Consider the following 20,363-nt stretch of genomic DNA (forward strand, 5'->3'; position numbering starts at 1 on the left):
CGTCAGTTCTTCGACAGCGCGGTACGGGAGGCATCAGTTCTTCGACAGGGCGGTGCGCGAGGCATCGTCGAGGCGCCGAGCGAGAGCGGCGGCAAGCGCGGGGTGGTCTGCGAGCGAAGGATCCGACTCGATCACCTCGGCGGCATGCTCGCGCGCGAGAGTGATCACGTCGCCGTCGTGGGCCACGCGTAGAAGGCGCAGCGACGAGCGCCCGCCGGACTGCACACTGCCGAGCACATCGCCCTCGCGGCGCAGGTCGAGGTCGATCTGCGCCAGTTCGAAGCCGTCAGAGGTGGACGCGACCGCCTCGACCCGCTGGCGGGCGAGGGAGCCCTCTTCGGAGTGGGTCACGAGCAGGCAGAGGCCGGCGTACCCGCCTCGCCCCACTCGGCCGCGCAGCTGGTGGAGCTGCGAGACGCCGAAGCGCTCGGCGTCGAGCACGACCATCGTGGAGGCGTTGGGCACATCGACGCCGACCTCGATCACGGTGGTCGCGACCAGCACGTCGATCTCACCCCGGGCGAAGCGCTGCATCGTCTCGTCTTTATCGGCCGACGACATCCGCCCGTGCAACGGCTCGATGCGACGCCCCTGGAGGGCGGGCGCGACCCGGAGCGCGGCGAGGACCTCTTCGACGCTGGCGATCGGCGGGCGCGCGGCCGTGGGCGGGGCGGCTGTGTCGTCGGCACCGGCGTGCTCCCCCGGTCGGCCACCGTCGTCGCCATTGGGGCCGGTCGGCGACTGGTCGGCGGGGTCTCCTGCCTCGGGAGTCGCCCGATCGATGGCCGGGCACACCACGAAGACCTGACGACCCCGGGCGATCTCTTCGGCGCTCCGCTCCCAGACCCGGGAGATCCAACCCGGACGATCGACGAGCGGCACCACGAACGACTCGATCGGCTGGCGGCCCTCGGGCAGCTCGGCGATGGTCGAGACGTCGAGATCGCCGAACACCGTCATGGCGACGGTGCGCGGAATCGGCGTCGCGGTGAGGACCAGCACGTGCGGCGACTGCCTCGCCGTGCCGGCCGCGCCTTTCTGTCGCAGGGCCTCGCGCTGCTCGACGCCGAAACGGTGCTGCTCGTCCACCACGACCAACCCGAGATCGTAGAACTCAACGCCGTCGCTGATGAGCGCGTGCGTGCCCACCACGATGTGTGCCTGGCCGCTCACGATGGCGAGCATCGCCTTGCGGCGCTGGGCCACCGGCATCTGCCCGGTGAGCAGAACGGGCCGAAGACGGGCAGCGAGATCGGGGCCGAGCGTCTGAACAATCGAGCGGAGGTGCTGGGAGGCGAGCACCTCGGTCGGAGCGAGCAACGCCGACTGACCGCCGCTCTCGGCGACCGCCAGCATCGCTCGCAGAGCCACCAGGGTCTTGCCCGAGCCGACCTCGCCCTGCACGAGGCGGTTCATCGGCACGTCGGCCTCGAGGTCGCGCGCGATCTCGGAGCCGACCAGCGACTGGTCTCCGGTGAGGTCGAAGGGCAGCGCCCGATCGAAGACGTCGAGGAGCCCCCCTGCCTTCGGCGTGCGCGACGTCGCGGGCGACTGCCGCACTTCGGCACGCTGCTGGAGGAGGGCGCTCTGCAGCACGAACGCCTCGTCGAACTTCAGCGTCTCGCGGGCGGCCTTCCAGTCGCGGTCGCGCTCCGGCCGATGCACCTTCTCGTATGCCTCGCGAAGGGGCATGAGCTGCAGCTCGCCCCGGATGCCCTCGGGGACCGAGTCGGGCAGCGGTGGCAGCGTGTCGAGCGCGACCTCCACCGACTTGGCGACCTGCCATGACGCGACCGACGCGCTGGCCGGGTAGATCGGAATGGGCTGCTTCGCCCACCGCTGCGCCTCGGCGTCGCCGGCCTCGGCCGCCCGGTCGTCGCCCGATTCGAAGAGCTCGTAGTCGGGGTGCGCGAGCTGCCGGTTGCCCCGGTAATCGCCGACCTTGCCGGCGAAGATGCCGCGGACGCCCGTGACGAGGTCTTTGGCCCGCCACGCCTGGTTGAAGAAGGTGAGGGTGAGGATACCCTGCCCGTCGCTGATCCGGACCTCGAGAATCGAGCCGCGCCGCGCGCGCATCGTGCGCTCCCGTACGTCGAGCACCTCGGCGACGATGGTGACGCTCTCGCCGATGGCGAGTTCGCTCAGCGCGGTCAGCTCGCCGCGCCGCGCATAGCGGCGGGGGTAGTGGGCGAGGAGATCGCCGACGGTCTCGTGGCCGAACGCCCGCTTGAGCGCCCCCGCCGTGCGACCCCCGAGTGCGTTCGTCAGCGTCTCATCGAGCGGCGACGGGTCGGGGCGCCGGGCGGCGCGCGTCGCAGTGCTCGACTTCGTGCCGCGGGCAGACGGCGCGCCAGCGGACGCCGAAGCATCGGCGCTCGAGGCCGAGGACGAGGTGACGGGGGTGACCACACGCCAACGGTACCCGGCACGACCGACAGGGGCAGTCGGATCCTCGTGTCGTCTGCTGACAGGATGGACGCGTGACTCGTATCATCGCCGGATTCGCCGGCTCCACGACCCTCGGCGTGCCGAAATCGGGCACCCGGCCGACCAGCGACCGAGTGCGCGAGGCTCTCTTCTCGGCTCTCGAGGCGCGCGACGAGGTGAACGGGCTTCGGGTCGCCGACCTCTACGCCGGTACCGGCGCGCTCGGGCTCGAGGCGGCCTCGCGCGGAGCGTCGCACGTCACCCTGGTCGAGAAGGGGCAGCAGGCCGCCCGGGTCTGCCGCGCGAACGCGGCGCTCGTGGTCGCGCGGGCTCCTCGGGGCTCTGCACCGACGGTCGCCGTGTCGGCTCAGGCCGTGCGCTCGTACCTGCACCACGCGCCGGCTCGCTCGCTCGACCTGGTGCTCATCGACCCGCCGTACGAGCTGAGCGACGACGACCTGCGCCTCGACCTCGAAGCCCTCGTTCCGGCCCTCGACGAAGACGCCCTCGTGGTGGTCGAGAGGCGCGCCCGCAGCGGTGAACCCGGCTGGCCCGACGGTCTCGGCCTCGAGTCGTCGAAATCGTACGGCGACACCGTGCTCTGGTCGGCTCGGCTGCAGTAGCCGGCCCCGCTCAAGGAGCGCGAGACTCCGCGAATGGCCCATCCGGGTAGGCGGGATGGGCCATTCGTGGAGTTTCGCCGCCCGGAGAACTTCCGGAGAGCGTCCCCGGAGACAGGTTCAGCCGGCGGCGCCGGACCAGCGGAGGTACGGGTCCCAGCCGGTCGCGTCGGCGAGGTCGGCGCCGTCGAGCGTTACTCGCGGATCGCCGGCCGAGGGGTGCACCCGGCCGATCGCGCGGAATCCGCCGGGGAGCGCAGCGCTCTTGGGGAACGTCGCCAGCAGCGAGTGATCCTCACCGCCCCGCAGCGCCTCGAGAGGGTCACCCCCGAGCGCTTCCGCCGCCAGATCGAGCACGACACCGGAAGCCCGAGCGATCCGCCCCGCGTCGAGAGCCAGGCCGTCCGAGAGGTCGAGCATGCTCGTCGCTCCTCCGAGCGCGGCCAGCACGCCGTCGGCCACGGGCGGGGTCGGCGCGAGATGCCACAGGACGTCCGGGTCGTCGCGAAGTTCGAGGCCCCGACGAACCGAAGGATCCCCGACCCCGTCGATCCCCTCGGCGAACAGGCGGTCGAGCCCCCGCCCGGATCGCCCGAGCACGCCCGACACCGCAACGACGTCTCCGGGCTGCGCTCCGTCGCGACGCACCGGCTCGCGGCCCTCCAGATCACCGAACGCCGTCACCGCGATCGTCATCGTGCCCGAGACCGACATGTCGCCGCCTACGACGCCGCAGCCGGGCGCCATCGCGGCCAACCCGTCGCGCAGCCCGTCGGCGAACTCGACGAGGAAGCCGACCGGGGTCTCCCCCGGCACGGCCAGCGCAATGACGAGGGCCGTCGCCCGGGCGCCCATCGCGGCCACGTCGGTGAGGTTCGAGGCGGCGGCCTTCCAGCCGAGGTCGTGCGGCGTCGACCAGGCCAGACGGAAGTCGGGCCCGTGCACCATCAGATCGGTCGTGACGACGAAACGGGAGTCGGGCGCGGAGACCACCGCGGCGTCGTCTCCCGGGCCGAGAAGGGTCGCGTCACCCGCCGGGAGATGCGGCAGAAAACGACGCAGCGCTTCGGTCTCGCCGACGGAGCGGACTGTCTCGGATCCTGAAGCGCTCATGGACTCACGGTAACGTGAGGCGCGATGTCACTCCTGTCGCTCGGCCGTCTCGCCGCCCTCGCCGTCGCCGCCGTCAGCCTGCCACTGCTGGCCGGCTGCACCACGATTCCCCTGAGCCCGGCCCCCTCCGCGAACACGGTGAGCTGCGCCGACGTGACGGTCCGGCTGCCGACGACGCTCGAGGGTCAGTCGCTCCGCGACACCAGCGCCCAGGCGACGGGCGCGTGGGGGTCGCCCGCCGGTGTGCTGCTCACGTGCGGCATCACGACGCCCAGGGTCTCCGACCTGCCGTGCAACACAGTCGACGGCGTCGACTGGCTCGTGGAATACAAGGGCAAAGGCGGCACCATCGCCGTCTACACGACCTACGGCCGCGAGCCCGGCGTGCAGGTGGTCGTCGACAAGACCCTCGTGCCGTCGAACGCGAACGTGCTGTTCGACCTGTCGACCGCCGTGGGCACGCTTCCGCAGACGCGCAAGTGCCAGTCGCCGTCGGACGTGCCCGCGCCGTAGCGTCGCCCCTCGCGGTAAGGCACCACTTTCGGCGACGACACCGCCGATAGCTGGTGCCGACCCCGAAAAGCGGTGTCGTGAGGCCTAGCGCTCGGTCTCGAGCCCGAGCGCGATGAGCTCGTCGAGCAGCGCCGGGTAGCTGAGCCCCGACGCCAGCCAGCACGCCGGGAACATCGAGATCGGCGTGAAGCCGGGCATCGTGTTCAGCTCGTTGACCACGAAACCGGTCTCGGTGAGGAAGACGTCGACCCGGGCAAGCCCCGCTCCCCCGATCGCATCGAAGGCCGCGGCCGCGAGCGTCTGGAACTCGGCGAGCTCGGCATCCGTGATGACGGCCGGGCAGACGAGATCGGCGCCGGGTGCTCCGAGGTATTTCGCGTCGAAGTCGTAGAAGCTGTCGCCCGAAAGAACGATCTCGCCCGCGACCGAGGTGCGCGGTGCCGCACCGTCACGACCGCCGAGCACGGCGATCTCGAGCTCGCGACCCACCACGGCCGCCTCGATCAGCACTTTGTTGTCTTCGGCGAGGGCGATCTGCATTGCCGTGTCGAGATCGGCGAGAGACGACGCCTTCGAGACGCCGACGCTCGACCCCGCCCGGGCGGGCTTCACGAACACGGGCCAGCCGAGCTCTTCGACGTGCTCCTCGACCACCGCGCGGTGGTCGGCCCACTCTCGAGCGCGAACCGTGACCCAGGGGGCGACGTCGATGCCCGCCTGCTGCAGCACCGTCTTGGAGAAGTGCTTGTCCATGCCGACGGCGGAACCGAGGATCCCGGCCCCCACGTACGGCAGACCGACCAGCTCGAGCATGCCCTGCACCGATCCGTCTTCGCCGAAGGGTCCGTGCAGAATCGGGAAGACGACGTCGATATCGCCGAGCGACTCCACCCGGCCGTCGTCGTGGACGACGGTGAGCTCACGGGTCGCGGCGGAGTCGGGCCAGCGCACGCGCGTGCCGTTCTCGTCGACCGACGGCAGGCGCTCGGCGTCGAGGGTGAAGTGCGCCGCATCGTCCGGCTGAAGCGTGTAGGCACCCTCGCGGGTGATGCCGACCGGAATCACCTCGTATTTCTCGCGATCGAGCGCCGCGAGAACGCCGCCCGCTGTGGCGCAGCTGATCGAGTGCTCACTGGAACGGCCACCGAAAAGCAGGACGACGCGCGGCCGCGGCGAGGTTGCCGCCGGAGTGGAGGAGAGCGAGGATGCGATGGTCACGGGCGCCTTTCGACGGGGGTGCGGGGCCTCGAAGCCTGCCCAGGCGAAGAGTCGGGGCCGAGAGGCCCCGAGCTTCACTCGCCCTGGGGCTCGTCGGTCTCGGTGAGATGCGGCGCGATGTTGCGCGGATCCAGAGTACCCGCGAGCACCTCGCTGACCTGCTGCACGATGGGCATGTCGACGCCGCGCGAGCGGGCGAGGTCGAGGATGGGGGCGACCGACGCGAGACCCTCGGCCGTCTGATTCATCTGCCGCACCACGTCGTCGAACCGATAGCCCTGGCCGAGCAGACGACCGGCCGTGTTGTTGCGCGACAGCGGCGACTGGCAGGTCGCGATGAGGTCGCCGAGCCCCGCCAGGCCCGCCAGTGTCTCGGGCTTCGCTCCGAACGAGACTGCGAAGCTCGTCATCTCGGCCAAACCGCGCGTGATGATCGACGCCTTGGTGTTCTCGCCGTAGCCGACGCCGTCGACGATGCCGATGGCGACCGCGATGAGGTTCTTGAGAACGCCGCCGAACTCGGTCCCGATGACGTCGGTGTTGACGAACGAGCGGAAGTAGGGGTTGGTCGCCGTCGCGGCCACGAGGGTCGCGGTCTCGAGGCTCTCGGACGACACGACGGCCGCCGTCGGCTGACGCTTGGCGATCTCGAGGGCGAGATTGGGCCCGGACGCGACCGCGACGAGCGACGGATCGATATCGAGTGCCTCGATGATGACCTCGCTCATGCGGAGCCCAGTGCCCTTCTCCACGCCCTTCATCAGGCTGACGACGGGCACCCCCTCGGGAACGAGGTCGCGGATCTCGGCGAGGTTCTGACGCAACGTCTGGCTCGGCACCGAGACATAGATCTGCTCGGCCCGATCGAGCACGCTGGGGATCTTGGGCGACGCCGTGAGGGTGATCGGCAGGTTGATGCCGGGCAGGTAGTCGCTGTTGCGGTGCGTCTCGGTGATCTCGCGGGCGAGCTCGGGGCGTCGGGCCCAGAGCTGCACCTCGGCGCCTCCCTCGGCGAGCACCTTCGCGAACGTGGTGCCCCAGCTGCCGGCACCGAGCACGGCGACGCGACGCTCGAGCGAGGCCGCCTGGACGATCGAGATCGCCTCGGTCGTCACCGATCCCCGGTTCAGACGGTCGAGCCCGGCCTGCGGACCCGATGAATCCCTAGCTGTCGCGTTCAAAACGTCCGATCTCACTCTGGTTGTGGTGCGCGGGGTCGTAGCGGACGGCCGGCGGCGTTCCGCCCCGGATCTCTGCCAGCAGCGACTCGATTCGTCGCATCACGAGCTCGGTCGCCTCGGCGACCTCGTGGCCGTCGACGTGCCTGCCACGGTAGGCCGAGAGGTCGACCGGGTCGCCGAAAGCAAAGACCAGGCGTTTGCGCGGAAAGACGCTGAAGCGGTTCGTGCTCGCCGGAAGGATCTCTTGGATCCCCCAGGATGCCGCCGGGATCAGGGGCACGCCGGCCTCGAGAGCCATGCGCACCGCTCCGGCCTTGCCCCGCATCGGCCAGAGGTCGGGTTCGCGAGTCAAGGATCCCTCGGGGTAGACGATCACGCCGGCTCCCGTGGCGAGAGTGGCCACGCCCGCTGCCACCGGATCGGCGCCGCGGTGATGCCCCGATCGGACAACGGGAATCTGCGCGGTGTGCTTGAGGATCCAGCCGAGCACGGGTGCCTTGAAGAGCGATGCCTTGGCGAGGAACCGCGGGATGCGGCCGAGGCGCCACAGCACGAACGCGTTGGCTAACGGATCGAAGTTGCTGTAGTGGTTCGGGGCGAGCACGAACGCCCCGGTCTCGGGCAGCTTCTCGGCGCCGCGCACCTCGTAGCTCGACAGTGCGAGCAAGGGCAGGTACGCGACGCGACCGGCGACCGCGAAGACCGCGTTGGGTTCGCGGCGCCGCTTCCGGCGGCGCGCCGACGATGGCGGGAGCGGGGCGTCCGGATCGATCATTGGCGGGTGACTGAGAGCTTCAGGAAAAGAGGACGCTTCGCGCTGTGTTTATTACCGCCCACGCCGTGCCTATTTTTTGCAGGAATCGCTTCGCTCATCCTGCAAAGTCGAAATCGGCACCCAACTTGCGCAGCTTCGCCACGAAGTGCTCGTATCCGCGCGCGATGATGCCGACGTTGGTGATCTTCGACTCCCCCTCCGCCGTCAGAGCCGCGATGAGGTGACTGAAGCCGCCACGCAGGTCGGGCACGCGGATGTCGGCGCCGTGAAGAGGGGTCGGACCGGTGATCACTGCGGCCTGCTCGAAGTCGCGACGGGCGACACGGCGCTCCACGTCTTTCAGACCGTCTTTGTGCACGACGATCTTCGCGCCCATGTCGTTGAGCGCCTCGGTGAACTGGAAGCGGTTCTCGTAGACGGTCTCGTGCACGATCGAGACGCCGTGCGCCTGAGTCAGGGCCACTACGAGCGGCTGCTGCCAGTCGGTCATGAAGCCGGGGTGCACGTCGGTCTCGATGACGACGGGCTTGAGCTCGCCGCCCGGGTGGTAGAAGCGGATTCCGTCTTCGTGCACGTCGAACTCGCCGCCGACCTTGCGGAAGACGTTGAGGAACGTCATGAGGTCTTGCTGCTTGGCACCCTCGACGAAGATGTCGCCCTTGGTCGCCAGCGCGGCAGCGGCCCAGGAGGCGGCCTCGTTGCGGTCGTTGATGGCCCGGTGCGTGTAGCCGCGAAGCGACTTGACGCCCTCGATGAAGATCACGCGGTTCGGCTCGACGTTGACGATCGCGCCCATCTTTTGGAGGATCGCGATGAGGTCCATGATCTCGGGCTCGATCGCGGCGTTGCGCAACTCGGTGACGCCCTCGGCGAGAACCGCGGTGAGCAGCACCTGCTCGGTGGCCCCGACGCTCGGGTAGGGCAGCTCGATGTCGGCGCCCTTGAGGCCGTTGGGGGCCGTGAGATGGATGCCGTTGTACGACTTGTCGACAACGGCACCGAAGGCCCGGAGGGCGTCCATGTGGAAGTCGATCGGTCGGTCGCCGATGCGGCAGCCGCCGAGATCGGGGATGAAGGCCTCGCCCAGGCGGTGCAGGAGCGGGCCGCAGAAGAGGATCGGGATCCGGCTCGAGCCGGCGTGGGCGTCGATCTCGGCGAAGTGCGCGGTCTCGACGTTTGAGGGGTCGAGGATCATCTCGCCGCGAGCGGGGTCGGTGATGCGAACGCCGTGGATCGACAGGAGGCCGCGGACAACATTGACGTCGCTGATGTCGGGCACATCGCGGAGGATGCTCGGGGTATCGCCAAGTAGCGAGGCCACCATGGCCTTCGTCGCGAGGTTCTTGGCCCCGCGAACCTCGATGCGGCCGATCAGCGGCTTGCCGCCGCGGATGACGATCTCGTCGGACTTCAAACCCACTCGGGCTCCTGCTGCTGCTGCATCCTGCACAAGGGAGTTCACTACTTCACCGGCAATGTCTTGGGCCGCCAGGTTGCGCGGCGTGATTCGAATTCTGTGATGGCCGCCTCGTCGCGAAGCGTCAGGGCGATGTCGTCGAGCCCTTCGAGGAGTCGCCACTTAGTGTAAGCATCGACTTCGAAGGAAACCGTGAGGCCGGGGCCCGTGGCGGTTCGCACGACGACCGTCTGCTCGGGCAGGTCGACCGTGATCTCGGGTGCCGCCCCGGTGGCAGCAACCGACTCGTCGATGAGCGCCCAGATCTTCTCGATGTCGGGCTCGGCGACGACAGCGGCGAGAAGCCCCTGCTTGCCCGAGTTGCCGCGGAAGATATCGCCGAAGCGAGGGCTCAGCACGACCTCGAAGCCGAAGTCGCGGAGCGCCCAGACGGCGTGCTCACGGCTCGAGCCGGTGCCGAAGTCGGGGCCGGCCACAAGCACCTTCGCACCCTGGAACTCGGGCTTGTTGAGCACGAATTCGGGGTCTTGCCGCCACCCGTGGAAGAGGGCGTCCTCGAACCCGGTCTTCGTGACCCGCTTGAGGAACACGGCCGGGATGATCTGGTCGGTGTCGACGTTGGAGCGCTTGAGAGGCGCGGGCCGGCCCGACACGATGGTGGTCTTGTGCATCAGTTGGCTCCTTGCAGCTCGCCGGCGGCGGAACCCGTCGTCTGTCCGATCGAGAGATCCCACGGGCTCGAGAGGGTTCCGCGGATCGCGGTGGCCGCGGCGACGAGCGGCGACACCAGGTGGGTGCGCCCGCCCTTGCCCTGTCGACCCTCGAAGTTGCGGTTGGAGGTCGAGGCGCAGCGCTCCCCCGGTGCGAGCTGGTCGGGGTTCATACCGAGGCACATCGAGCAGCCAGCGAAGCGCCACTCGGCGCCGAAGTCGGTGAAGACCTTGTCGAGCCCCTCCGCCTCGGCCTCGATGCGCACGCGCGCCGAGCCCGGAACGACCATGACGCGCACTCCCTCGGCCTTCTTCTGACCGCGGACGATCGAGGCGAAGGCACGCAGGTCTTCGATGCGGCTGTTGGTGCACGAGCCCATGAACACGGCATCGACGGCGATCTCTTTCATCGGCGTGCCGGCCTCGAGGGCCATGTACTCGAGGGCGCGCGACGCGGCCGCCTTCTCGTTCGGGTCGTCGATGACGGCAGGATCCGGCACGGCCTCGCTCAGCGACACGCCCTGGCCCGGGTTGGTGCCCCAGGTCACGAACGGCTCGAGGGTGTTGGCGTCGAGGAACACCTCGGCGTCGAACACGGCGTCGTCGTCGGTTGCGAGCGTGTTCCAGTACTCGACCGCGGACGTCCAGTCGTCGCCCTCGGGGGCGTGCGCGCGACCCTCGAGGTAGTCGTAGGTGGTCTGGTCGGGAGCGACCATTCCGGCGCGGGCGCCCGCTTCGATCGACATGTTGCAGATCGTCATGCGGCCCTCCATCGAGAGGGCGCGGATGGCGCTGCCGCGGTATTCGAGCACGTAGCCCTGGCCACCGCCGGTGCCGATCTTGGCGATCACCGCGAGGATGATGTCTTTCGCGGTGACGCCGGGGCGGAGCGTGCCCTCGACCGTGATGGCCATCGTCTTGAACGGCTTGAGGGGCAGCGTCTGAGTGGCGAGGACGTGCTCGACCTCGCTCGTGCCGATTCCGAACGCCATCGCCCCGAAGGCACCGTGCGTCGAGGTGTGCGAGTCGCCGCAGACGACGGTGATACCCGGCATGGTCAGGCCGAGCTGCGGCCCGACGACGTGCACGATGCCCTGCTCGGCATCGCCGAGCGAGTGCAGGCGCACGCCGAACTCCTCGGCGTTGTTGCGGAGCGTCTGGATCTGGGTGCGGCTCGTCAGGTCGGCGATCGGCCGATCGATGGCGAGGGTCGGCGTGTTGTGGTCTTCGGTCGCGATGGTGAGATCGAGCCGGCGCACGGGTCGATCGGCCTGGCGGAGGCCGTCGAACGCCTGGGGGCTCGTGACCTCGTGAACGAGATGGAGGTCGATGTAGAGAAGGTCGGGAGCACCGTCGGTGCCTTCGACGACCACGTGGTCGTCCCATACTTTTTCTGCGAGCGTTCTACCCAAGGGTGTGCCCTCCATCATCGGTTATCGGATTGCCGAGTCTATCCGTGTTACGGCCGTGTTTCTGGGAGGGCCAACGCGGCGTCCCCCGGCATTCTTCCCCGCTCGGTAGCATGACGGGAATCGACGCGGGAGGCAGATGATGTCCGGCTGGACCCCTGCGCGACCGGAGCGGTCGGAGCCCGGCTGGAACGCCGGCCCGCAGCCTGTTCAGACGGCCGTGCCGACTCGCGAGACAGGCGATGCGTTGCCGGGCGAGCCGCAGGATCCTGCGGTCCGTCGTCCACGCCGAAGTCTCTTCCGCAGGCTCTCGCCGCCCTGGCGGGTGGCCACGGTCTTCGCCGCCCTGGGCCTCGCCATCACCCTCGTCGCCGGGGTGGGCGCCGCTGTGACGCCGCAGTACGGCGACCTGACACCGCTCGGCGCCGCCCCGGTGGCCGACGTGCGCAGCGCTCCCGGGCCGAACGGCTGGTCGGTCGATCTCGCACGGGAGGTCCTTCCCGGGGTGCCGGTGCGCTGTGTCTCGTTTCAGGCCTCATCCCCGGTCGGTCGATTCGTCGTGCTCACCGCCTCGAGCCCGCCCCTCGGCTCGTCGTCACGGTGCTCGGCGCAGACCGCATCGCAGATCTCGTCGACCGTGGCGCTCTTCGATCCGGCGCGGGGTCGCGTTCTCTGGAGCACCGATCTGGAACACGAGCTGGGCGCCGCCTCCGGCTCCGTGACTCTCGACCAGGAGGTGATCGTCGAGGAGGCCTCGCGCGTGGTCGTTCAACTCAACGTCAACGGCCGCCCCACCCTCGTGACACTGTCGATGTCGAGCGGCGAGATGGTCGACATTCGCACGTTCGACCGGGGCCAGGTCGCCGGATGGATCGACGTGCAGGGCACCCTCCTGCTGTACGGCACCACGACCGGCGACGCGGGAGACACCACCTGGAGCCTCGCCGACACGCGAGACCTCGGACACACCATCTGGACGGGGCGTTTACGCCAGTCGCAGAGCCCGCTCCTGCTCCGCGGCGCGCTTTTCGCCACGGTCAACCGGCAATCCGTCCGAATAGACGGCACCACGGGCAAGCAGACCCCTCTCGGCAACGGGTCGGTCTTCCTCGGCACCGGCCCGTCGAGTCCGACCACCTACTTCGGCGTTCGCGTCGTCACGAGCGGTATCTCGATCACCGCCTGGGCCGCCTCGGGCAAGAAACTCTGGACGCGAAGCGGGTTCGGCGACATCTCAGGGCTCAGCCGGGGCTGTGTGCTCGCAACCCTCCCAGGGACCTCCACCATCACCTGCCTCGACCGTGATACCGGCGACATGCGCTGGACCCGCGACCTCGCTTCGGAGGGGTCCCCCGCAGCCATCGACGGGCAGACGACCGACGATGTCGTCGTGACCCGCGACCTCGGCGGCGAAGCGAAAGCGGAGATCCTCGACGGATCAACGGGGCGCACCAAGTTCGCCCTGGAGCTGCTGCCGCAGACCCAGGTCCTGGCCGCGTCCCGCGCGACGGGCTACCTGCAGTCGACGACCCTCACCGGAACGCCGACCGCGATCACCGCGTTCGACACCGAGACGGGTGAGATCCTCTGGCGGCGCAGCGACCTCGATGACGGAGACACCGAGATCTGGGGCGGTCACCTGGTGACGCTTGACTCTCGGGGGGTCGCCCGCGAGCTCGTCGACCAATCCGCCACCGTGCTGGGCGCGAACGACTAACGTTCACGCCGTTCCACCCCGTCGCGCAAGGAGGCTCGATGGCCGACATCGACCCGGCGCCCTGGTCGCCCGAGCGGCCGCCCTCGCAGGCGGAGGTCTGGCGAGCGGAGACCCAGAAAGCGGAGACCCGGCGAGGATCCGCGGCCCCGGGCCTGGGCTCACGGCCGCAAGCGCACACCGCCTCCCCCGGATCCCGCACGCCGCGCCGGCCGCCGGCCGCTGCACGTTCTGCCCCGCGGCCCGGCCTGCTCGCGCGGCGGTGGTCGAGGGCGTCGTCGGCCCATCGGATCCTTGTCGCCTACGTCGCCCTGGCCTCCGCGATCGCTGGAGTCGTCGGATTCGGCGCGGCCCTCCAGCCGAACTACGGCTCGCTGTCACCGCTCGGGGGCATCGCGATCGACGACCTGCGGGCCGAGCCCTCCGCGTCACTCTGGGCCCTAGACCTCGCCGCCACCCTGGCGCCCGGCGCGCCCGCCGAGTGCCTGCGGTTCACGACACTCGACGTCGGCCGGGGTCTCGTCGCTGTCCGGGCCGAATCGTCGCGATCGCTGGGCTTCGCCGACGACTCGGCGTGTTCGGTCGTGCCCGACGGCTTCCGGGCCCGCATCGCCCTGCTCGACACGGGTGACGGCACAGTCGACTGGGTGCACGACACCTCGAGCGACCTCGACGGGGGCGGCGGAGTCGCCATCACCTCCGCCTCGATCGTGCAGAAGGGCGAACGACTCCTCGTGAACGCGGCCGACTCCGACTCGTCGGTCGTCGAATCGCTCTCGCTTCGCACGGGTGACGTGGTGTCGTCGACAGGCAGCCAGCCGTGGAGCGCCGAGAACAGATTCGCCGCCGAGGGCGACGTCGTGGCCATCGGTCGACGATCGGACGATGGTTTGACGTACGAGTACGAACTCCGAAATCTGTCCGACCTCGGCGAGGTGGTCTGGCGCGGTCAGGGCAATCCGACCGCGACGATGATCGCCCTCGACGACCGCCTGCTCCTCGGCGAGGAGGGCACGCGACAGATCCGCCTGTCGACGGGTCGGTCGTCCGCCTGGGGCAGCCCCATCAACACCTCGCTCGGCTACGCCTTCCGAGGCGGCATCGTCTACGCCCCACGGACCGCCGGCACCGGCGTCACAACGACCGCGGCCGGCGGCTTCTCGGCGATCTCACGCGACGGCACGGTGCTCTGGTCCTCCGATCTGACGCTGCGGGGATCGTTCTCACTGACGCGCTCCTGTCTGGCCGTGACGAACTTCCGGGGCGACCGTCTCAGCTGCCTCGACTACCGCACCGGGCGTGCGCTCTGGACTCGCGACGTCGGCTCCATCTCGTTCGCCGGTTCCGCGCCTGGGCAGCGCTCCGACGACATCTACACCGTGTCGACCAGCGACACTCCTCAGGTCGTCGTGCTCGAGGGGGCGACGGGCCGCGAGCGGTATCGCGCTGACGTCTCGTCGGGCTCGTACGTCGTCGCGACCGGGCAGACGGTCGGTTACGTGCTGGCCTATGGGATCTCAGGATCCCGCACGACCATGATCGCCTTCGACCTGTCGAGCGGCCGCCGGCTCTGGAGCCGCGCCTCGCAGTTGCAGGTGTCGCTCTGGGGCGGGCACCTCGTCGACGTCGGCCTCGACGGTTTGGTGCGGCGGTTGGCGGACTGACTCCGTGCGTTCGCGGCCGGGGTGGGGTCCGGTGTCGGTGTCGGTGTCGGTGTCGGTGTCGGTGTCGGTGTCGGTGTCTGGTTCAGGGTCGGCGTCTGGTTCAGGGTCGGCGTCAGCTAAACCCTCACGACCGGCAGAAACCCTCGGCCTAGGACCGCCTCGGAGGCCGCCCGCGAGGGTCTGTCCCGCTTGCGAGGGTTTTGCCTCATTTACACCGCAAGCTAGTACCGGGTCGCGCGCCCAATGCAGCGAAGCCACCCCTTCAGTGTCGTGAAACAAGCACAGAGACGAAAAATGGCCCTCCCGTACGGGAGAGCCGTTTTCTCTTTAGCGTCGTGAAACAAGCACTGAGACAAAAATGGCTCCTCCCGTAGGGAGAAGCTATTTCCTTTAGCGTCGTGAAACAAGCACAGAGACGAAAATGGCCCTCCCGTAAGGGAGAGCCATTTTGGTCGTGACCCCAACCGGATTCGAACCGGTGTTACCGCCGTGAGAGGGCAGCGTACTAGGCCGCTATACGATGGGGCCGTTTTTGCGACTCGTCGAGTATGCCACAGGCCGGGAGTCGCCACAAATTGAGGCACTCTCGTGTCTGTGGCGTCGGATCCTGGGCGCTTTGCCGGGGTTCCCGAGCCGTTTCCGAGCGTACGCTGAACGCATGCGAGTCACGAAGTTCGAGCATTCCGCGCTGGCCATCGACGAGTCGGGGCAGACCCTCGTCATCGACCCCGGCGGGTTTACACGCCCTCTCGGTTCACTCACCTCCGTCGCCGCGATCGTGATCACGCATGAACATCCCGATCACTGGACGGCCGCGCAGCTCGAGTCGCTCCTCGATTCGAACCCGGAGGCCCGCATCTTGGGCCCGCTGGGAGTGGCAAGCGCCGCGGGCAAGGCCGGCTTCACGGTCGAGACGGTGGCCGACGGCGACACGGTCGAGGTCGGCCCCTTCACGTTGCGCTTCGCCGGAAACACACACGCCGTCATCCACTCAAGCCTTCCGACGATCGACAACACCGGTGTGCTCGTCAACGGCACGCTCTTCCACCCCGGAGACTCGTTCACGGTGCCGGAGTTCCCCGTCGCCGTGCTCGCGACCCCGGTGGGCGCGCCCTGGTTGAAGATCGGCGAGGCCATCGACTACGTGACGGCTGTTGCACCTGGGTCGATCCTGCCTATTCACGAGGCGACCCTGTCGGACGTCGGATTCGCCATGCACGCCGACCGGCTCAAGGCCGCCGTCGAAGGTGTCGGCGGTACGTCGACGGTCGTCGCAGCCGGCGAGTCCATCGAGCTGTAGCCGGCTAGTCAGGCAGCAACCACAACGAGATCGCACTTGCAGTCGGGAGGACCCGACTACAAGTGCGATCTCGGCGTTGCGGCTCGGCTACCTAGGCGTCGAGGCGCGTCAGCCAGCCGTGAGGGTCGGGACGACGGCCGTACTGGATGTCGGTGAGCTCGGCCCGAAGAGCCAGGGTGAGCGAATCGGGGCCAGCCACAGGCGACGTGATCGTGAAGCCCTCGCCCTTGAGCTCGCCGATGGGCACAACGACGGCGGCGGTACCGCACGCAAACACCTCGACGATGTCTCCGGATTCGACGCCCTCTTTCCACTCCGCCAAGCTGACGCGGCGCCGCTCGACCGTAAGCCCACGGTCTTCGGCGAGCTGCAGGATCGAATCACGAGTGATGCCCTCGAGGATCGAGTCGGATTGCGGCGTCACGAGAGTGCCGTCTTTGTAGACGAGCACGACGTTCATGCCGCCCAGCTCTTCGATGTAGGTCGTGTCGACCGAGTCGAGGAACAATACCTGCGAGCAGCCGTTCGCGTAGGCCTCTTCTTGCGGGAGGAGCGAGGCGGCGTAGTTGCCACCCGTCTTGGCGGCTCCGGTGCCCCCCTTGCCCGCACGCGAGTAGTTGGTCGACAGCCAAATGGAGACCGGAGCCACACCACCGGGGAAGTACGCGCCAGCGGGGCTCGCGATCACGTAGTAGCCCACCTTGTGGGCGGCGCGCACCCCGAGAAAGCTCTCGGTCGCGATCATGAAGGGCCGGAGGTAGAGGCTCGTCTCCTCGGCAGAGGGCACCCAGTCTTTATCGATCTGGACTATCTGCTTCAGCGACTCGACGAAGTCGTCCACCGACAGTTGCGGCAGCGCGAGGCGAGCTGCCGAACGCTGCAGGCGGCGGCCGTTGGCGTCGGGGCGGAACGTCCAGACCGAGCCGTCGGCATGACGGTAGGCCTTGATACCCTCGAAGATCTCTTGGCCATAGTGGAGCACCGACGCGGCCGGATCGAGCGACAGCGGGCCGTACGGAATCACCGCGGCGTCATGCCAGCCGTCTTCGGTGTTCCACTCGATCTGCACCATGTGGTCGGTGAAGAACTTGCCGAAACCGGGGTCGGAGAGCATGACCTCGCGCTCAGCGTCGGCGCGCGATGCCGCAGAGGGGGTCAGCTCGAAGTGGAGCGGGAAGGTATCGCTCGAGGGGGTTGTGGTGTTCGTAGACATTGTGATTGCCACCTATCGGGATGAAGAAGTGAGGCTCACGGCGGCGGCGATTGCGTCGCCGACCTCGGCCGTGGTGCGGGGTGACCCAGCAGTGCGGTCCGCAATGTCGCTCTCGACCGCCGCGGTGACCCGCGCCGACTCGGTTTCGAGACCAAGGTGGTCGAGCAGGAGTGCCGTCGAGAGGATCGCAGCCGTGGGATCGGCCTTCTGCTGACCGGCGATGTCGGGAGCGGAACCGTGCACCGGCTCGAACATGCTGGGGAAGGTGCCGTCGGGGTTGATGTTGCCCGAGGCTGCCAGGCCGATGCCGCCGCTGATCGCGCCGGCCAGATCGGTGAGAATGTCGCCGAAGAGGTTGTCTGTGACGATGACGTCGAACCTAGCAGGATCTGCAACGAGGTGGATCGTCGCAGCGTCGACGTGCTGGTAGTCGACTGCCACACCGGGGTATTCGGCGGAGACGGCGTCGACGGTGCGCTGCCAGAGCGAACCCGAGAAGACGAGCACGTTGGTCTTGTGCACGAGAGTCAGCCGATGAGCCGGACGCTTCTGTGCCAGCTCAAACGCATAGCGGACGACACGTTCGACGCCGTAGGCCGTGTTGACACTGACCTCGTTGGCGATCTCGTGGGGAGTGCCCGTGCGGAGCGACCCGCCGTTGCCGACGTACGGGCCCTCGGTGCCCTCGCGGACGACGACGAAATCGACCTCGCCTGGCGTCGATAGCGGCGACGGCACACCGGGGTAGACCTTGGTCGGACGCAGGTTGACGTAGTGGTCGAGCGCGAAGCGCAGCTTGAGCAGCAGCCCCCGCTCGATGATGCCACCCTTGAGTGCGGGGTCGCGCGGGTCTCCGCCGACGGCGCCCAGCAGGATCGCGTCGTGCCCTGCGATGGCGGCGAGATCGTCGTCGGTGAGGATGTCGCCGGTGGCCTTGAAGCGCGCCGCACCAAGAGAGAACTCGGTCACGTCGAAATCTGTCTCGCCACCGAGAGTCGCGGCCCGCAGCACCTTGAGCGCCTCTGCGACGACCTCGGGGCCGATGCCATCGCCCGGAATGCTTGCCAGACGGACCGTGCGACTCATGCGTTCTCCTGTCGAATCGACGCCGCGACTTCCGCGGCCGGGATCGAATTCCAGCTTACCGAGACGGCCGACACCCGAGGAGCGTTCTCCACAGGGTGCCGGCCGCGGTTCAGGAGGTCGGATGCGGTGTCAGAGGGTGACGTCGATCTCTTGCAGCACGTCGGCGTCGATTGCGCGACGGACCTTCTCCAGCAGACCCTCCGGCGCCGGGCTGTCGATGGTCAGCACGCTCAGCGCGACTCCCCCGGGCGACGTCCGCGCGATCTGCATGCCAGCGATGTTGATTCCGGCCTCGCCGAACTCCTTGCCGTAGACGGCGACGATGCCGGGCCGGTCGGTGTAGAGCATGACGATGTGGTGGGCCGCGATGGGCACCTCGACGTCGTAGCCGTTGATCTCCACGATCTTCTCGACCTGCTTCGTGCCGGTCAGAGTGCCCGAAACCGAGATCTGGCGGCCGTCGGACAGCGCGCCGCGAATCGTGATGATGTTGCGGTACTCCTCCGAGACCGAGTCGGTGAGGAGGCGCACCGTCACGCCGCGCTGCTCGGCAAGGATCGGCGCGTTGACGTAGCTCACGGTCTCTTGCACGGCATCGGAGAAGACCCCCTTGAGCGCAGCGAGCTTGTAGACGCTGACGTCGAACTCGGTGAGGTCGCCGTGCACCTCGACGTCGATCGAGGTGAGCGGGCTGTCGGCGAGGCCGGCGAAGACCTGGCCGAGCTTCTCGACCAGCGGGATGCCGGGGCGGACGTACTCGTCGATCACTCCCCCGGCGACATTGACCGCGTCGGGCACGAGTTCACCGCCGAGAGCCAACCGAACGGAACGAGCGACCGAGACGCCGGCCTTCTCCTGCGCCTCGTCAGTGGAGGCGCCAAGGTGCGGCGTGACGATCACATTGTCGAGACCGAGGAGGTCGTGGTTCGTGGGTGGCTCCGAGACGAAGACGTCGAGGCCGGCTCCGGCGATGGTGTCACTGGTGAGCGCCTCGTAAAGCGCCTCCTCGTCGATCAAGCCGCCGCGGGCGACATTCACGATGAAGGCGGTCGGCTTCATCTTCGCGAGCTGCTCGGTCGAGATCATGCCAGTGGTCTCGGGCGTCTTCGGCATGTGGATAGTGATGAAGTCGCTGGTCTCGAGCAGTTCGTCGAGGGTTAGCAGGGTCACGCCCAGCTGCTGCGCTCGCGTCGGCGTGATGTAGGGGTCGAAGGCGACGACGTTCATGCCGAAGGCCTGGAGGCGAGCGGTGATGAGCGCGCCGATGCGGCCGAGGCCGATGATGCCGACGGTCTTCTCGAACAGCTCGACGCCGGTGTATTTCGAGCGCTTCCACTGCCCCTGGGCCAGAGCGCTGTGAGCGGCCGGGATGTGGCGGGCGAGGCTCAGGATGTGCCCGACGGTCAGCTCGGCGGCCGAGATGATGTTCGACGTCGGAGCGTTGACCACCATGACGCCCGCGTTCGTCGCGGCCTTGATGTCGACGTTGTCGAGGCCGACCCCGGCGCGCGCAACGACCTGCAGGTTCGGGGCGGCGGCGATTGCCTCGGCATCGACCTTCGTGGCCGAGCGCACGAGGATCGCGTTCGCGTCCGACAGCGCCGAGAGCAGCGCGGGCCGATCGGTGCCGTCGACGGTGCGCACGTCGAAGTCGGGCCCGAGGGCATCGACGGTGGCGGGTGACAGTTCTTCGGCAATCAGCACGATCGGCTTGGCCACGAGGAGTCCTAACGCTTGCGGGGTGGAAGTCGTTCCACCCTAGCCACGGGGCCACGAGGATCCGGGCCACCCGACCCCGGCACGACGCCATTCCTGGGAATCCGCAGTGCATGCCCAGCGTGGCCGGACCATATTCATCTCGGCCATTTCCAGAGGATTTGCGCCGCTCAATGCCGTGCACCTGTTCAGGCGAGCCGCGGGCCGCGTGTCTCTTGGAACGCGACCACCGCCGTGGCCGGGGCGCCTCGGATCCTGACATCTGGTGCGAGGTGCGGCCCGGGGCT

16 protein-coding genes and 1 tRNA gene are annotated in these 20,363 nt (G+C 68.6%); 5 read left to right on the plus strand and 12 right to left on the minus strand.

The window, feature by feature from the left end:
- Positions 1-33: 33 nt before the first annotated feature.
- Positions 34-2,268 carry an ATP-dependent DNA helicase RecG gene (locus tag ITJ49_RS11975; protein ID WP_194605953.1) on the minus strand — a complete coding sequence of 745 codons (2,235 nt, stop codon included), beginning with the start codon at positions 2,266-2,268 and terminating at the stop codon, positions 34-36.
- Between the two features lie 212 nt (positions 2,269-2,480).
- Here ITJ49_RS11975 and ITJ49_RS11980 point away from each other — a divergent pair, with 212 nt between their 5' ends.
- On the plus strand, positions 2,481-3,050 hold the full coding sequence (locus ITJ49_RS11980) for an RsmD family RNA methyltransferase (protein ID WP_194605627.1): 570 nt from the start codon (positions 2,481-2,483) through the stop codon (positions 3,048-3,050).
- 117 nt (positions 3,051-3,167) lie between these two features.
- Here the strand turns inward: ITJ49_RS11980 and thiL are convergent, their stop codons facing one another.
- The gene (thiL, locus tag ITJ49_RS11985; protein ID WP_194605629.1) at positions 3,168-4,160 is read right to left on the minus strand and encodes a thiamine-phosphate kinase; all 993 of its coding nucleotides are present in this window, start codon (positions 4,158-4,160) and stop codon (positions 3,168-3,170) included.
- Between the two features lie 24 nt (positions 4,161-4,184).
- On the opposite strand from thiL, the gene ITJ49_RS11990 reads away from it, so the two are divergent.
- A complete protein-coding gene (locus tag ITJ49_RS11990; protein ID WP_194605631.1) occupies positions 4,185-4,673 on the plus strand; it encodes a DUF3515 family protein in 489 nt (162 codons plus the stop codon).
- Between the two features lie 84 nt (positions 4,674-4,757).
- Here the strand turns inward: ITJ49_RS11990 and ITJ49_RS11995 are convergent, their stop codons facing one another.
- The 6 genes from ITJ49_RS11995 to leuC all read right to left on the minus strand — a co-directional run bounded on the left by ITJ49_RS11995 (position 4,758) and on the right by leuC (position 11,401).
- Positions 4,758-5,891, minus strand: a complete 1,134-nt coding sequence (locus ITJ49_RS11995; RefSeq protein ID WP_370544496.1) for a D-alanine--D-alanine ligase family protein — start codon at positions 5,889-5,891, stop codon at positions 4,758-4,760.
- Between the two features lie 74 nt (positions 5,892-5,965).
- Entirely contained in the window at positions 5,966-7,006 is a 1,041-nt protein-coding gene (locus ITJ49_RS12000) for an NAD(P)H-dependent glycerol-3-phosphate dehydrogenase (protein WP_370544497.1), read from the minus strand.
- Between the two features lie 49 nt (positions 7,007-7,055).
- Positions 7,056-7,847 (minus strand): 1-acyl-sn-glycerol-3-phosphate acyltransferase, encoded by a 792-nt coding sequence (locus tag ITJ49_RS12005; protein WP_194605632.1) that lies wholly within the window; start codon positions 7,845-7,847, stop codon positions 7,056-7,058.
- A 94-nt stretch (positions 7,848-7,941) separates the two neighbouring features.
- Positions 7,942-9,309 (minus strand): UDP-N-acetylglucosamine 1-carboxyvinyltransferase, encoded by a 1,368-nt coding sequence (gene murA / locus ITJ49_RS12010; protein WP_055958884.1) that lies wholly within the window; start codon positions 9,307-9,309, stop codon positions 7,942-7,944.
- A complete protein-coding gene (leuD, locus tag ITJ49_RS12015) occupies positions 9,309-9,935 on the minus strand; it encodes a 3-isopropylmalate dehydratase small subunit (protein ID WP_194605634.1) in 627 nt (208 codons plus the stop codon). Before leuD ends, murA begins: the two co-directional genes overlap by 1 nt.
- Entirely contained in the window at positions 9,935-11,401 is a 1,467-nt protein-coding gene (leuC, locus tag ITJ49_RS12020; RefSeq protein ID WP_194605959.1) for a 3-isopropylmalate dehydratase large subunit, read from the minus strand. The genes leuD and leuC overlap by 1 nt, the downstream gene beginning before the upstream one ends.
- Before the next feature lie 124 nt (positions 11,402-11,525).
- Here leuC and ITJ49_RS12025 point away from each other — a divergent pair, with 124 nt between their 5' ends.
- Together ITJ49_RS12025 and ITJ49_RS12030 are read left to right on the plus strand one after the other, a co-directional pair.
- Positions 11,526-13,100 (plus strand): PQQ-binding-like beta-propeller repeat protein, encoded by a 1,575-nt coding sequence (locus ITJ49_RS12025; RefSeq protein WP_194605636.1) that lies wholly within the window; start codon positions 11,526-11,528, stop codon positions 13,098-13,100.
- Between the two features lie 38 nt (positions 13,101-13,138).
- Complete coding sequence (locus tag ITJ49_RS12030) at positions 13,139-14,761, plus strand: PQQ-binding-like beta-propeller repeat protein (protein ID WP_194605638.1); 1,623 nt, start codon at positions 13,139-13,141, stop codon at positions 14,759-14,761.
- Between the two features lie 455 nt (positions 14,762-15,216).
- Here ITJ49_RS12030 and ITJ49_RS12035 read toward each other — a convergent pair.
- Positions 15,217-15,289: transfer RNA gene (locus ITJ49_RS12035), tRNA-Glu, on the minus strand.
- Positions 15,290-15,419: 130 nt separating this feature from the next.
- Here ITJ49_RS12035 and ITJ49_RS12040 point away from each other — a divergent pair.
- The gene (locus tag ITJ49_RS12040; protein ID WP_194605640.1) at positions 15,420-16,061 is read left to right on the plus strand and encodes an MBL fold metallo-hydrolase; all 642 of its coding nucleotides are present in this window, start codon (positions 15,420-15,422) and stop codon (positions 16,059-16,061) included.
- A 91-nt stretch (positions 16,062-16,152) separates the two neighbouring features.
- On the opposite strand, the gene ITJ49_RS12045 is transcribed toward ITJ49_RS12040, so the two are convergent.
- From ITJ49_RS12045 to serA, 3 genes are all read right to left on the minus strand, one after another.
- Entirely contained in the window at positions 16,153-17,274 is a 1,122-nt protein-coding gene (locus ITJ49_RS12045) for a branched-chain amino acid aminotransferase (RefSeq protein WP_194605641.1), read from the minus strand.
- Between the two features lie 12 nt (positions 17,275-17,286).
- Complete coding sequence (locus ITJ49_RS12050) at positions 17,287-18,360, minus strand: 3-isopropylmalate dehydrogenase (RefSeq protein ID WP_194605643.1); 1,074 nt, start codon at positions 18,358-18,360, stop codon at positions 17,287-17,289.
- Between the two features lie 129 nt (positions 18,361-18,489).
- Positions 18,490-20,079, minus strand: a complete 1,590-nt coding sequence (serA, locus tag ITJ49_RS12055; protein ID WP_194605645.1) for a phosphoglycerate dehydrogenase — start codon at positions 20,077-20,079, stop codon at positions 18,490-18,492.
- Positions 20,080-20,363 lie beyond the last annotated feature (284 nt).

This window comes from Frondihabitans sp. VKM Ac-2883, from assembly GCF_015350875.1.
Taxonomy (GTDB): domain Bacteria; phylum Actinomycetota; class Actinomycetes; order Actinomycetales; family Microbacteriaceae; genus Frondihabitans.